Annotated in this window: 11 protein-coding genes; 4 read left to right on the top strand and 7 right to left on the bottom strand. The window is 72.3% G+C overall.

Annotation, left to right across the window (positions count from 1 at the left end):
• Positions 1-6 precede the first annotated feature (6 nt).
• The 4 genes from NAEX_RS37770 to NAEX_RS37755 all read right to left on the bottom strand — a co-directional run bounded on the left by NAEX_RS37770 (position 7) and on the right by NAEX_RS37755 (position 5,232).
• Positions 7-1,362 (bottom strand): ATP-binding protein, encoded by a 1,356-nt coding sequence (locus tag NAEX_RS37770; protein ID WP_096332318.1) that lies wholly within the window; start codon positions 1,360-1,362, stop codon positions 7-9.
• On the bottom strand, positions 1,359-2,060 hold the full coding sequence (locus NAEX_RS37765; RefSeq protein ID WP_245913891.1) for a response regulator: 702 nt from the start codon (positions 2,058-2,060) through the stop codon (positions 1,359-1,361). Before NAEX_RS37765 ends, NAEX_RS37770 begins: the two co-directional genes overlap by 4 nt.
• A 502-nt stretch (positions 2,061-2,562) precedes the next feature.
• The gene (locus NAEX_RS37760; protein WP_096332316.1) at positions 2,563-4,641 is read right to left on the bottom strand and encodes a hypothetical protein; all 2,079 of its coding nucleotides are present in this window, start codon (positions 4,639-4,641) and stop codon (positions 2,563-2,565) included.
• 60 nt (positions 4,642-4,701) lie between these two features.
• A complete protein-coding gene (locus NAEX_RS37755; RefSeq protein WP_096332315.1) occupies positions 4,702-5,232 on the bottom strand; it encodes a 2'-5' RNA ligase family protein in 531 nt (176 codons plus the stop codon).
• 169 nt (positions 5,233-5,401) lie between these two features.
• On the opposite strand from NAEX_RS37755, the gene NAEX_RS37750 reads away from it, so the two are divergent.
• From NAEX_RS37750 to NAEX_RS37740, 3 genes are all read left to right on the top strand, one after another.
• Positions 5,402-7,171, top strand: a complete 1,770-nt coding sequence (locus NAEX_RS37750) for a DUF1592 domain-containing protein (protein ID WP_096332314.1) — start codon at positions 5,402-5,404, stop codon at positions 7,169-7,171.
• A gap of 14 nt (positions 7,172-7,185) precedes the next feature.
• Positions 7,186-8,568, top strand: coding sequence for a DUF1552 domain-containing protein (locus tag NAEX_RS37745; protein ID WP_096332313.1), 1,383 nt, complete (start codon positions 7,186-7,188; stop codon positions 8,566-8,568).
• A 492-nt stretch (positions 8,569-9,060) separates the two neighbouring features.
• Complete coding sequence (locus tag NAEX_RS37740; protein ID WP_096332312.1) at positions 9,061-9,444, top strand: hypothetical protein; 384 nt, start codon at positions 9,061-9,063, stop codon at positions 9,442-9,444.
• 672 nt (positions 9,445-10,116) lie between these two features.
• Here NAEX_RS37740 and NAEX_RS37735 read toward each other — a convergent pair.
• Complete coding sequence (locus NAEX_RS37735; protein ID WP_096332311.1) at positions 10,117-10,518, bottom strand: winged helix-turn-helix transcriptional regulator; 402 nt, start codon at positions 10,516-10,518, stop codon at positions 10,117-10,119.
• Between the two features lie 87 nt (positions 10,519-10,605).
• On the opposite strand from NAEX_RS37735, the gene NAEX_RS37730 reads away from it, so the two are divergent.
• Positions 10,606-11,409: an SDR family oxidoreductase gene (locus NAEX_RS37730; protein WP_096332310.1), complete on the top strand. Its 804-nt coding sequence runs from the start codon at positions 10,606-10,608 to the stop codon at positions 11,407-11,409.
• 79 nt (positions 11,410-11,488) lie between these two features.
• On the opposite strand, the gene NAEX_RS37725 is transcribed toward NAEX_RS37730, so the two are convergent.
• Together NAEX_RS37725 and guaD are read right to left on the bottom strand one after the other, a co-directional pair.
• On the bottom strand, positions 11,489-12,910 hold the full coding sequence (locus NAEX_RS37725; RefSeq protein ID WP_096332309.1) for an aldehyde dehydrogenase family protein: 1,422 nt from the start codon (positions 12,908-12,910) through the stop codon (positions 11,489-11,491).
• Between the two features lie 8 nt (positions 12,911-12,918).
• Complete coding sequence (guaD, locus tag NAEX_RS51340; RefSeq protein ID WP_170136339.1) at positions 12,919-14,214, bottom strand: guanine deaminase; 1,296 nt, start codon at positions 14,212-14,214, stop codon at positions 12,919-12,921.
• Between the last annotated feature and the right edge of the window lie 135 nt (positions 14,215-14,349).

Genomic DNA, 14,349 nt, shown 5'->3' with positions numbered 1-14,349 from the left:
GGGCGATCAAGCGGCCTCGGCGCCGCGGGGCCAGGTCAGGATCAAGCGCGCGCCGCCGAGCTCGCTGCTCTCGGCTCGCGCGCTGCCCCCGTGGGCTTGCATCACCCGATGCACGATGGCCAGCCCGAGGCCGTACCCACCGGTCGCGCGGTTGCGGCTGGCGTCGAGCCGCTCGAACGGCAGGAACACGCGCGCGCGCTGGTCCTCGGGGATGCCGGGGCCGTCGTCGTCGACGGACACCGTGGCGAAGGCGTCGGTGAGGTCGAACCGGACCCGGATCTGCGCCCGCGCGTGGCGCTGGGCGTTGCGCAGCAGGTTGCTGACGGCGCGCGCGAGGTGTCGCTCATGGGCCATGCACGGCGCCGACGCCGGCCCCTCGATCACCGGCGGGAGCGCGGGCGCCAGCGGCCCGAGGTCGCGCACGACGTCACGCACGACCTCGGCCAGGTCGAGCGGCGCCAGCTCGAGCGGCGGCGCGCCGGGCTGCAGCCGCGCGTAGATCAGCAGCTCCTCGACCAGCGCCTCGATCTCGCCGACATCGCGGGCCATCGCCTCGAGGTGGTCTCGCGCCGCCGGGACCTCGGCCAGCGCGCTGCCGGCGACCTCGAGGGCGAAGTGGAGGCGCACGATCGGCGTGCGCAGCTCGTGGGAGATGGCTTGCAGCGTCGCTTGTTGCGCGTCCGAGGCCCGCTGAATGCGCTCCGCCATGGCGTTGAAGGTGCGCGCGAGCCGACCGATCGGCTCCGGCGCGGTCGTGGGGACCCGCGCGTTTAGTTGACCCGAACCGAACGCGCGAGCGGCCTCCGCCAGGCGGGTCACGTGGCGCGCGAGCGGCCGCGTCAGCGCCAGGATCGTGAGCCCGAGGATCGCCAGCAACACCATGACGTCGACGCCGATCAGCTCGAGCAGCACGTCGACCGGCGGCCCGAGCTCGAGCTCCTGGACCAGCACGCGGTCCGTCCCGGCGAGCGGCAGGTAGAGCGAGAGGCGCTCCGAGGTCGCGTGGGTGACGCGCGACCACGCCGCCGCTTCACCCGCCGCGACCCGCTCGCGCACGAACGGCGGCAGCTCGCCGGCGAGCACCTCCCGGGCGGACCGCAGCTCGATCGGGTAGCGGAAGTGCGGCCGCCACCGCTCGACGATCGCGTCCCACTCCGCCGGCGGCCGGTCGAGCAGCGCCTCCTGCATCAGCCAGTGGTTGCCCTGCGTCAGCGCGACGTAGTGCTCGGCGAGCCTGGCGTCCTGGTCCTCGCGCTCGGCGACCGTCTCACGCCGCCCGGCGGCCGCGACCACGAGGAGGATCAGCGCCAGCGCCAGCGCGGCGACGACACCGACGTAGAAGCGTACGAACAGGTTGTTCATCGGTCCTTCACGAACAGGTAGCCGCGGCCGCGAACCGTCCGGATCACGCGGTGAGGCGGCTGGTCGTCGCCGAGCTTGCGGCGCAGCTTGGACACCCGCATGTCGATCGAACGATCGAGGCCGTCGAATTCGATCCCGCGCAGCTCGGCCACCAGCTCGTCGCGCGAGAGCACCGCCGGCGCTCGCCTCGCCAGCAACCAGAGCAGGTCGAACTCGGCGTCGGTGAGGACGACGGGCGCGCCTCCGCGGGTGACGGTCCGGCGATCGACGTCGATGGCGAGGTCGCCCGCGAGGATGCACGAGCTGCGCTCGTCGGCGCCGCTCACCCGCGCCCCGCGCCGCAGCAGGGCCCGCAGGCGGGCGAGGAGCACCTGGGGCCGTACGGGCTTGGTCAGGTAGTCGTCGGCGCCCGTGTCGAGCGCGACGACCTCGTGGATGTCTTCGTCCTGCGCCGTCAACACGAGGATGAACCCGCGGTAGCGGGCGCGGACCGTGCGACACACCTCGAGTCCGTCGGCGCCCGGCAGCAACATGTCGAGGATGACGCCGTCCGGCGGCTGGTCGAGGATCGCAGCGATCGCCGCGCGGCCGTCGGCCACGGCCCGGACCTGAAACCCTTGCGTGGTCAGGAAAGCCGTGATCAACGCCGCGAGCCGCGCGTCGTCCTCGACCAGCAGGATCTGGGCATGGCTCTCCACGTCCGGCCCGGGGCGCGATGAATCTGCGAGATACCCGAAGAACTCGCAAGGCCGCGAGCGCCTCGCCGCGCGCTTCGCTGCCGCAGCGGGCGCGCGAGCGCACGCGCGACGCGGGACGCGCCGCGGAGCCGACCACCTCCTCGCACAGCCCCCTGCCGCGGACATTCCCATTCGGACATGTCCTGGAGAGCAACCACCTCCAACCACGCCCGGACCCCCGACCCCTCCGGTCCGATCGCCAGCCCTGGCCACGGGGCCGCCCGTCTCCCGCGCCTTCCGGCCCTCCCCGCGCAGAGATGCCACGCCGGTCATGACGCGAGAAAGCGTCTGCTCGGCGGGCAGCCCTGGCCGTCGAACAGCCGCCCCGTGACCTGCCCCAAAAGACACCCGCCATCGGAGCCCACGACGGCGAGGCGGACTCTCACGGCTGCAGCCCTTCCCCGGACCCCGCGAGGCGCAGGGCGGCAATTCGCGAACCACTGCACCTCGCCCCCGACGCGACCTACCCCGGGTCGCAAGCCCCGTCGCACTGATTTTCGACCACCCCCTCGAGCAAGAACGCCCCGAGGATCCCCTGCACCGCCGGATCGTCGACCGCCGCCCCGTGCGCCCCGTTGTCGCCCTCGGCCGGCAGGTTCTCGACCGGAGGCAGCGGCCCCTGCTTCGTATCGACCTGCAGCAGCGCCGACCCCGTGAACCCGGGCGGCGCATCCTCGATCCCCCACACCGGGTACACCGACGGTCCCGCCATCCTCATCCCGTACGAGCGGGCCATCGCCTCCGACGCGATGTTCGCCACCTGCGCGTCGCCGATCGACTCGATCAGCAGCAGCGCATCGCCTGCCTCCTCGATCACCGAGCGGTACGTCACCGGGTCCGCCACGTCGAACACCGCCTGGTACAGCGCGAACAGGAACTCGCGGTTTTGCACGCTCGGCTGCGTCGCCGCCCACACCGAGTTCACCTCCTCGAACGCCGTCGAGCGCCACACCATCAGCGAGTAGTTCGACGCGCCGACCACCAGCACCGCGCGCTGCAGGTTGGGCGCCATCGCAGTCACCGTCGCGCCCATGATCCCGCCCTGCGACCCGCCGATGTAGTAGACCGTCGACGGATCGATCAACCCTTGCAGCGCCGGCTCCGCCGCCAGCTCGCCCTGGGCCAGGTACGCCAGCGTCGTGAAGTTGACCGCCGACTGCACCAGTCGCTCGCCGAGCGTGCGACCCCCGGTGAAGTTCTGCCCGATCATCCCGATCACCGCCGCGATGTCGTCCTCCGACATCCCCCAGAAGTCGGTCCCGGCCATGATCAGCGCCCCGTTCTTCTTCGCCACCGACTCCGCCTCCGAGCCCGAGCCCAGAAGGCCGTGGCCGTACACCGCCACCGGCGCCGGCGTCTTCGCCTCGTAGATCGCCTGCGGCACCGCGATCCAGAAGTTCGCCGTCGCCGTGTTCGAGCAGTCCGGCAGCCCTCCCGGATCGCGGGCGAACACCGTGCCCGGGCCGCTGTCGCCGGCGAGGCAGCTCGGCACCGTGAACGTCCCGCGCACCACCAGCGGCACCTCCGTGCCCGGGTCCTCGCTCACCTCTTCGATCGTGTAGCCGAGGTCCCCGGCCTCCGCGCTCGCCACGATCTGCGGCACGATCGCCGTGAAGTCGCGCTGCAGCTCCGCCTGCGTGTTCGTCGTGAAGTCCCACGCCAGCTGCAGCGACGCCCGATCGACCCCTGCGGCGGCGAGCGCCGCGAAGATCTCGTCGTAGCGCCCGCGCTCGGCCTCGAGCTGCGGCACGTCGGTCACGAGCTCGTCGCGCAGCGCGCGGAACAGCGGCGAGGCCGGGATCTCCTCGCCGTTTTTATCGCGCAGCCTGCGAACGGCGACCACGTAGCGCTCGCCCGCACGCGGCTGTCGCATCGGCCGCACGAAGATCGTCTGCGGCTCGCCGGCCACGGCCGTCGCATCGACCTCCGCGAAGTACGGCCAGCGTTCCCCCGAGCCGACCTCGAGCAGCACGATCGGCGCGTCGTCGGCCAGCGAGCGCCCGATGTCGGCGATCGGCGGCAGCGCGGCCGGATCGATCGGCCGCGCCGACGCGAACCGGATCTGCGCGTTCGGAGTGAACCCCGGCTTCCCATTGAGGAAATCATCCGCGGGGAACTCGGCCTGCTGCGTGTTCTTCGGCAGCAGCGCCGCCGGCAACGCGACCGCCAGGCCGGTCGAGCTCTCGGCCGCGGGCTGCGTGTAGAAGTTCGACGGCCACGGGTACACGCACTGCCCGCGGCCCGCCGGGTCGCCGAGCGGGTGGCAGCCGGCCTCGATGTCCGCGCGACCGACCGCCTCGCAGATGCCGGCGACGCAGGCCTCGTCGGCGGCGCAGCCCTCGGGGCAGTCGTCCTGCGCGGCGGTGGATCCGGAGCTGCCCGATGACGAGGTCGTTGGGACAGGTTCCATCGGACCTGTCGTGGAGGACATCTCGGAGGTCGACTCCGAGCCCGAGGCGTCGTCGGTCGCGCTGCTCGCGGCCGGATCCTGGCAAGCGACGAGGCCGACGGTGACGAGGGATACGAGGCCCGATCTGCGCACGATCGACCGAGTACCCGAGCGCGGGCCTGCCCGGCAACAACTTCTCGCGGGCCGCGGGGCTCACGAGCCGGCGAGCGGCCGCGACCACACGCGGACGATGCGGTCGTCGGGCGTCCGCTGATACAGGGCCAGCTCGGCGATCGTGAACTCGCCGGGGACGGAGAGCGAGAACAGCGCGCTGATGTCCTGGTCGGTGAGCGGGCCGGCCATGCGGATCGTGCAGTGCGGGAAGAACGGGAACTGGCTCTCCTCGAACGCGATCCCCGAGTGCTTGAGCGCCTCGTGGAGGGCCATGAACGGCATCGGGTCCGACATGCTGAGGCAGAAGATGTCGGTGTCCGGGAAGCGGACCATCCCGCCGAGGCTCGCGCGGATCGGCGCCCACTCCTGCGCGATGGCCTCGAGCTTGGGCTCGACGCGGTCCCAGTGGAGCTGCGGCAGCATCGCGCCCACGCCGCTCGAGCCGGTGATCGTGATCTCGGGCGGGAAGTCTTTGAGGCGCTGACAGTAGCGGCGACGCAGCGCCATCACTTCCGACGCCTGCGGCTCGGGCAGGTCGAGGCAGATGTACGTCGGCGGGACGAGGTTCATCGCTCCACGACCGGTAATACAACGCTTTCGCGGGCGCGTCACGGCCCGACCTCGACCCGTGGGGTCTTCTGCGGACAGGGAACCTCAGTAGACAGGCCCCCTCACGGTGCGCGCCGTGGACGCAGATCTTGACCCCCTTTATGGTGGATCCCCCAGCAAGGAGCCGCCCATGCCCAGGCAGCATCGTTTCGCCCGCGCACCATCCAGGCCGCAAGGTCCGGGTGAGCTCGCGGTCCTCCTCACTCTCACGGCGAGTCTCGCCGGCGGTTGCTACCACGGCGCCGGCCAGAACGAGAGCGCCTCGAGCCCGACCCTCACCGCCGGCGAGGATCCCACCGAGACCGGCGGGCCGAACCCCGCCGGCACCGACGGTGATCCGACCGACGGTGACCCGACCGACGGCGGCGGCGAAGCGTTCGCCCCGGCCCCGGCCCGGCTGCGCCTCCTGCTCGCGCGCCAGTACCGGAGCTCGGTCGCCTACCTGCTCGGCGACGCCGCGGCCGCCGAGGTTGAGACCCCGCCGGACAGCGCCATCAACGGCTTCGAGGCGATCGGCGCCGCTCAGCTCGCGCTCAACGATCAGGCCGTCGACACCTACGAGAAGTCGGCGCGCAAGGTCGCGGCCGCCGCCGACGACGCGATCCTCGCCAGCTACCACACCTGCGTGCCGACCGGGCCCGACGACGAGGCCTGTCACAAGGAGTTCGTCACCAACTTCGGCCGCGTCGCCTGGCGCCGCAGCCTCACGCAGGCGGAGATCGATCGCTACGGCGCGGTCGGCCGCGACGCCGCGCTGGCGTTCGGCAGCTGGGAGGCGGGCCGCGAGTACGCCGTCGCCGGCCTGCTGCAGTCGCCCTACTTCCTCTACCAGGTCGAGGTCGGCGAGCCCGACCCCGACGATCCGGCGCAGCGGGTGCTGACCGGCGTCGAGCTCGCCACGCGCCTGAGCTTCTTCCTGCTCGACACCACCCCGACGCGCGAGCTCATCGACCTCGGCGAGGGCGACGGCCTCGCCACCGCCGACGACATCCGGGCTGTCGCCTGGACCATGCTCGAGACGCCGGCCGCGCGCGCCGCCCTCGGCGGGTTCTTCGCCGAGGTCCTGCGCCTGCGCACGCTCGAGGCGCTGCCGAAGGATCCCGCGACCTTCCCCGCCTGGTCGCCCGCGCTCGGGGCCGCCATGCGGGAGGAGGCGTTGAAGCTGATCGACGACATCGCCTTCACCCGCGAGGCCGACTTCCGCGACTTCCTCAACGCCCCGTACACCTTCGCCAACGGCCCGCTCGCCGCGCTGTACGGCCTCATCCCCGACCCCGCCGTGCTCGGCGACACCTGGCAGCAGTTCGACCTGCCGGTCGAGAGCAAGCGCGGCGGCCTGCTCGGCCAGGGCGGCTTCCTCGCCGCCTACGCGCACATCAGCAGCACCTCGCCGACCCTGCGCGGCAAGTTCGTGCGCGAGGTGTTGATGTGCCAGGGCATCCCGGCGCCGCCGCCCGACGTCGTCACCGAGCTGCCGGTCGGCGAGGACTACCCGACCATGCGCGACCGGCTGGCCGAGCACCAGACCAACCCGTCGTGCTCCGGCTGCCACAAGCTCATGGACGACATCGGCTTCGGCCTCGAGAACTTCGACGGCATCGGCGTGTTCCGCCTCGTCGAGAACGGCGTCACGCTCAACACCGTCAGCACCCTCGACGGCCTCGGCGAGTTCGACGGCGCCCGCGAGCTCGGCACCCTCCTGCGCGAGAGCCCGGCGGTCACGCGCTGCCTCGTGCGCAACCTGTTCCGCCACGCCACCGGCCACCTCGAGGTGCCGGGCGAGGCCGGGGCGCTGAAGGACCTCGACCAGGTGTTCGAGGACAACGAGTACCGCATGAAGGAGCTCCTCGCCGAGCTCGTCGCCAGCCCCGCCTTCCTGCGCGTGGGCACTCCGGAGTGAAAGGAGCACGAGTCATGAAGCGCCATCAACTCAGCCGTCGCACCATGCTCCGCGGCGTCGCCGGGGGCACCTCCGTCGCGCTCGCGCTCCCGCTGCTCGAGGCCATGCTCAACTCGAACGGCACCGCCCACGCCGACGGCACCGCCCTGCCGCGGCGCATGATCACCTGGCACTTCGGCAACGGCGTCGCCCTCGTCGACCCCGCCGACGTCGGCAAGGGCAACCGCTGGGCCCCCGCCGAGACCGGGCCCAACTACCCGCTGACCCCGCAGCTCGCCGCGCTCGCGGGCGTGCGCGAGTACTGCAACCTGCTCACCGGCTTCGACATCAAGGCCTCGTCGAAGCACCGCCGCGGCCACCACGACGGCTGCGCCGGCTTCTTCTCCGGCTACCCGTTCATCGAGCTGCCGCACGCCGAGAACAGCTACTCGTCGAAGTTCGGCGGCCCCTCGATCGACCAGGTCGCCGCCGCCGCGATCGGCGACCAGACCTTCATGCCGTCGCTGCAGCTCGCGGTGTCGAAGCGGGTCATCACCGGCGAGGGCCCGACCCTGCAGTACCTGTCGCACAAGGGCCCGGACCAGCCGCTGCCGCCGTTCTTCAACCCGCAGGAGGCCTTCGCCGCCCTGTTCGACAGCTTCGTCCCGCCCGACGACCCGACCAAGGGCCCGCGCGTCGACATCCTCGACGCCGTGCGCGAGGACGTGAAGGCGCTCAAGCTGCGGGTCGGCAGCGCCGACAAGATCCGCCTCGACGCCCACCTCGCCAGCGTCGAGCAGATCAAGAAGCAGATCGAGACCCTGCCGCCGGCCTGCACGCTGCCCGGCATGCCGATCGAGACCAACATGGACATCGACGGCGCCGAGCCGATCGAGCTCGTCAACGCGGCGATGGTCGAGATCATCATCGAGGCGTTCCGCTGCGACCTCACCCGGATCGTCAGCGTCCAGTTCTCGGGCTCGGTCGGCTACCACATCTTCAAGAGCCTCGGCCACTCCAAGGGTCACCACGACATGACCCACGACACCGCCGACAACGAGGCGGTCGACCAGTGCACGATCAAGACCGTCGAGTGCTTCGCCGTCCTGCTCAACCGCCTCAAGGAGACGGTCGAGGGCGACGGCAACCTGCTCGACAACTCGTGCGTGATCCTCGGCAGCGACGCCGCCTCGGGCTACACCCACAGCGTGTTCGACCAGCCGTGCATCGTCGCCGGCCGCGGCGGCGGCACCCTGCGCTACCCCGCCGAGCACTACCACTCGCCCTCCGGCGAGAACACCTCCGACATCTTGCTCGCCTGCCTGCAGTCGGTCGTGCCGGAGGCCACCGAGGTCGGCGCCACCAACGCCGACGGCGACGGCTACTCGAACACCCCGTGCGCCGCCCTCCTGGCCTGAAAGACAGCTAATCTGACCTGAAGGACAGCCACGCGGCGAGGTCGGCTCAGCCCGACCTCGCCGCCGTCGCGACGTCCGTCCCGGCGCCGTCCCCTCGAACCTGCCCTCAAGGACAGCCGGCAGGCCTACCCCGGCGGGCGCGCCGGCCCCCCGCGAGGCCTGGCCTGGGAGACAGCTCGCCGCCCGGCCCGCCGGGACCGGACCGGGGGCGATCTACGGCCGGCGACACCCCCGTCGCCCGGATCCCCCCAGGCCAAGGGGGATTTCTGGTCCCCTTGCGCTGGACGCGCAGAGTCCAGGGAGCGCCAGAAAGCCGCCCAGAGGCCTCTGCGGCCGCTTCTGCCGAACGCGTGCAACCCGCGACGCACGCGCGCCCGCGGACCGACGGCGCCGGTTTTTCGCCGACCCCCCGCCGATCGCGTGAGCACCGGCCCCGGCTCCATGTAGTGTGGTCCACGCGCTCGCTGATCGCGGCCCGAGAGGCACACCGAGATGAACCTGAAAGACGTGAATTCGACCCTCACCGAGATCGAAGACGGCCTGATGGGCGGCCTCGCCACCATCGACGTCTTCAGCAAGACCTCCGGTATGTCGGTCGCTGGCATCCGTAGCTCGCCCAAGGCATGCGCCCTCTTCAACATCCTCTGCGAGAGGATCACCGAGGCGCTCAAGAAGTCGCAGTTGCCGGTGCCCGACTTCGTCTACCAGACGCTCCTTCGCCTCGGCGAAGAGGGCAACGTCATGATCATCGTCGTCGACCTGACCGACAAGTACCGCATGGGCATGGCCGTCGACTGCGTCAAGGCGCCGCTCGGCATCCTTGTCAGCGTCGTCCTCCCCGACACCATCCCGCGGCTCCGCGGCTCGCTGAGGTAATCGGCGCCCGCTCCCCTCCCGCCCGGCGTCCCGCGACTCCGGGCGGTTTCGTCGCGACCGCGTGCCGACGCCGGCGGCTCGACTCGTCTGACCGAAGAGACAGGCGACCGCGAGCGCTACGTCGTTCGTCCGGCCCGAGCGCCAGGCGACGCGCGAGCGTCGGTGGCGCGGCCTCGCCTCACCTGTCCCGAGAGCCAGGGGCCCGAGCCCGGCCACCGGCGCCCAGGGTCGCTTCCCCTGTCCCGAGAGCCAGGCGCCCGAACCCGACCGCTCTCGCCGAGGGTCGCTTCCCGAGAGCCAGGCGCCCGAGCCGGTAGCTCTCGCCTGGTGTCGTGCACCTGTTTGAAGAGCCAGGCGCCCGAGCCGACCGCTCTCGCCGAGAATCGCTTCCCCCTGTCCCGGGAGCCAGGCGACCGCCCGGCCGCGGTCGCCTGGTCTCGCGCACCTGTCCGGAGAGCCAGGCGACCGCGCCCGCGCGACGAGACAGAGGGCGACCGCAGCGCGCGCACTCCTCGGCCGGCCAGCCGGACCGTCCGTTCGACGTCACGGCGGACCGCGGCGCTCGTGGCCTGTGGCCCGCTCGCCTGTCCGAAGAGCCAGGCACCCGGACCCCGGCGCCCTGGGCCCTGACCCGCCCGCCGTTCCATCGTCCCGGGCCCGCCCGGGCCCCGCTCACTCCGTCTCGATCGGAGGCGACGCGGCGCCGGCCGGCTCCCGCCGCGCCGACCATCTCAAGAGCGAATCGAGGGTCGGGCACAGCGACTGCCCCCATTCGGTCAGGCGGTATTCGACGCGCGGCGGCACCTCCCCGAACACCTCGCGACGCACCAAACCGTCGCTCTCGAGCCGACGCAGCTGCTGCGCCAGCATCTTCTGCGACACCTCCGGGATCGCGCGCTCCAGCTCCGAGTAGCGCAGCACCTTGCCGCCGAACAGGTGGAACAAGATCCGCAGCTTCCAGCGCCCCTCGAGCAGCGCCAGCGCCTCGCCCACCGCCTCGGCCGCCGCCTCCGGGGTGAGCGGCTCCGACTTCGCTGCGGGTGCGTCGCTGACTTTCTCGTGCGAACTTGTCACTCCGGCAGACTAGTCCCATCTTCGCGGTTCGAGCAATCGGCGGCCGGCGAGCGACGCGCCGCGCGTGCGCTCCCCGGAGATCGACCCATGAGCCCGGCAACGCCCCTCTTCTACGATTCCCGCGAATTCACCGGCAAGCGCGTCCTCGTCACCGGCGGCACGAAGGGCATGGGCGCCGCGGTCGTTCGCCGGCTCATGGCCGGCGGCGCCACGGTCGCCACCACCGCGCGCTCCGCCTTGCCCGAAGGACAGGAGCCGGCCCTGTTCGTGCAGGCCGACATCGCCACCCGCGAGGGCGTCGACCGGGTCGTCCGCGCCGTGACCGACGACCTCGGCGGCCTCGACATCCTCGTGCACAACGCCGGTGGCTCGACCGCCCCCGGCGGCGGCGCCCTCGCCCTCGACGACGAGCAGTGGCGCCACGACCTCGACCTCAATTTGCTCGCCGCCGTCCGCTTCGACCGCGCCTTCCTGCCCGGCATGGTCGCCCAGCGCTCCGGCGTCATCCTCCACGTCTCGTCGATCCAGCGGCGCATGCCGCTCTTCGAGGCCATGCTCGCCTACGCCGCGGCCAAGGCCGCCCTCACCACCTACAGCAAGGGCCTGGCCAAGGAGTTCGGCCCCCAGGGCGTCCGGATCAACAGCATCGCCCCCGGCTACGTCGAGACCGCCGCCGCTCACGCCCTCGTGGCCCGCCTCGCCGCCGAGGCCGGCACCGACGAGGCCACCGCCCGCAACGGCCTCATGACCTCGCTCGGCGGGATCCCGATCGGCCGCCCCGGCCAGCCGGAGGAGGTCGCCGAGTTGGTCGCCTTCCTCGTGTCCGACCGCGCCGCCTCGATCCACGGCAGCGAGACCACCATCGACGGCGGCACCGTCCCGGTCGTGTGAACCCTGCCCCCACCACGCTGATAGGTCTCTTCGAGCATGTCCCCTGCGACATGCTCTTCGGGACACCTCGCGGCGTCGGTCACCGCACCACGAGCATCCGGATCTCCGACATGTCCTCGATGGCGAAGCGCAGGCCCTCGCGGCCGAGGCCGGAGTCCTTGACCCCGCCGTAGGGCATCGGGTCGGCGCGGAACGACGGCACGTCGTTGATGATGACCCCGCCGACCTCGAGCGTGTCCCAGGCCTGGTGCATGCGGTCGATGTCGCGGGTGAACACGCCGGCCTGCAGGCCGAACTTGCTGTCGTTGACCTGCCACAGCGCCTCGTCGAACGTGGCGAACTCCTGCAGCAGCGCGACCGGCCCGAACGCCTCCTCGGCGGCGATCGGCTGGTCGCGGGGCACGCGCTCGAGCAGCGTCGGCGCGACCATCACCCCGTCGCGCTGGCCGCCGCACAGGAGCCGCGCGCCGGCCTTGACGGCGCCGTCGATCCACTCGGAGATCCGGCGCGCCTCCTTCTCCGCGATGATCGGTCCGATGAACGTGTCCTCGTGGCGCGGGTCGCCGACCTTCAGCTTGCACACGGCCGCGACCAGGCGCTCGCGCAGCTCGGCGTAGATCGACGCGTGGGCCAGGATCCGCTGCACGCTGATGCAGCTCTGACCCGACTGGTAGAACGCCCCGACGACGAGCCGCTGCACCACCTTCTCGAGGTCGGCGGTCTCGTCGACGACGCAGGCCGCGTTGCCGCCGAGCTCGAGCACGACCTTCTTCTTGCCGGCGCGGGCCTTCATCGCCCAGCCGACCGCCGGCGAGCCGGTGAAGCTGAGCAGCTTCAGCCGGTCGTCGCTGGCCAGCGCGTCGGCGCCGGCGCGCGGGCACGGCACGATCGACCATGACCCTTCGGGCAGGTTCGTCTCGGCCAGCACCTCGCCGATCAGCAGCGCCGAGATCGGCGTCGCGCTGGCCGGCTTGAGCACGAACGGGCAGCCCGCGGCGATCGCCGGCGCGATCTTGTGAGCCGCCAGGTTGAGCGGGAAGTTGAACGGCGAGATCAGCGAGCAGGCCCCGATCGGCACCCGCTTCCACTGGCCGCGGTAGCCTTGCAGGCGCGGGCTGGTCGCCATCGGCAGCACCTCGCCGAGCGGTCGCGTCACCTCGGCGGCCGCCGCCTTGAACGTCTCGATCAGCCGGCCCACCTCGCCGCGGGCGTCGCGGATCGGCTTGCCCGCCTCGGAGCACAGCACCATCGCCAGCTCGGGCGCGCGCTCCTCGAACCGGCGCGCGCAGTGCTCGAGCGCCGCCTGGCGGGCGTACGGCGGCAGCGCGGCCATCGCCCGCGTCGTCCCGGCGGCCGCGGCGATCGCCGCGTCGAGCGTACCCGGGTCGGCCTGGGCCACGCGGGCCGCCTCCTCGCCGGAGAACTTGTCCAGCACGGGCAGGTCGAAGTTGGCCTGCACCGCGCGGCCGCCGAGGAACAGGGGATACGTCTCGCGGAGCATGCCCCGGTTTACACCACCTCGGGACCGGCAGCGACCGCCCCGCGCAGCAGCGCCCCGCGGACGAACACCGCGCGGGCGGGCGCCGCGTCGCGCCGGAACGCCAGCGCGTCGAACAGCCCGTCGGCGGCCGCGATCTCGGGCGCGTCGATCACCGCCAGGTCGGCCGAGTAGCCGGCCTGCAGGCAACCGAGCTCGGCCGCCATCCCCAGCGCGCAAGCTCCGCCGCGGGTCGCCAGCCACAACAGCTCCTCGGCCGTCGCCGGCGCCCCCGCGATGAGGCTCGCGTCGTAGGCGCTGGCGACCACCTGACGCAGCGAGAAGCTGCGCCCGGCGCCGACGTCGGTGCCGAGCCCGACGCGGATGTTCCGCCCGGTCGCCGCCCGCAGGCGCATGCAGCCGCTCCCGAGGAAGAAGTTGCTGTCCGGGCAATGCGCCACCGCCCCGCCGGCCGCCGCCAAACGATCCCACTCGCCGTCGGACAAATGAACGCAGTGCGCGAACAACGAGCGCGGCCCGCTGAGCCCGTGCGATTCGTACACGCCGAGGTAATCGCGCGCCGACGGGAACGCCGCCGCCGTGTGCCGCAGCTCATCGGTATTTTCGGACAGGTGCGTCTGGACATGTAAGCCGTGCGCCTCGGCCAGCCGCCCGGCCGCGCGCAGCAGCTCCGGCGTGCAGCTGAGGGCGAACCGCGGGGTGACGCAGAACCCGAGCCGGCCGTCGTGGCCGTGCCAGCGCGCGATCAGCCGCTCGCAGCCGGCGATCGCCTCGTCGGCCCCGACCAACAGCCCCGGCGGCGCCCCGCGGTCCATCAGCGTCATGCCGACCAGCGCCCGCAGCCCGCAGCGGCTCAGCTCCTGGAACAGCACGTCGGTGGCGGCCTCGTGGCTCGAGGCGTAGATCGCCGCGCACGTGGTGCCCTGGCGGATCAGCGCCTCGCAGAACTCCCACGCCACCGCGGCCGCGTAGCGCACGTTGTTGAACCGCTGCTCCTCGGGGAACACCGTGCGCTCGAGCCAGCGGAGCAGCGGCCCGCTGGCGCTGCCGATCACCCGCGTCTGCGGGAAGTGCACGTGCGCGTCGACGAAGCCCGGCAGGATCACCGCCCCCGGGTACGACTGCGGCAAGGGACAATCCTCCGGCGCCGGCGCGATCGAGGCGATCCGGCCGTCCTCGCCGATCGTCAGCAGCCCGTCGGCGATCCGCTCGATCTTCGCCTGCCGCGGATCGGGGCACAAGAGGCGCCCCCGCAGCACGCGGGCGCGGGACGGGGTCTTCGCGGGGCCGTCGGTGATCGTCGACATCCGGGCCGAAGGTGCCCGTTGCCGCCGCCGCGCGCAATCCGGGGCCCGCGCCAAAATGCTCGCACGAGCCCCCCGCGTCGCCCGCGGGGCCTGCGGGTCCTCGCGGTCGCGACCCGCGTTCGCGCCTCGACCTCG

This window comes from Nannocystis exedens (genome assembly GCF_002343915.1).
In the GTDB taxonomy this organism is placed as follows: Bacteria; Myxococcota_A; Polyangia; order Nannocystales; family Nannocystaceae; genus Nannocystis; species Nannocystis exedens.
This window is presented reverse-complemented; position numbering and strand designations above follow the sequence as displayed.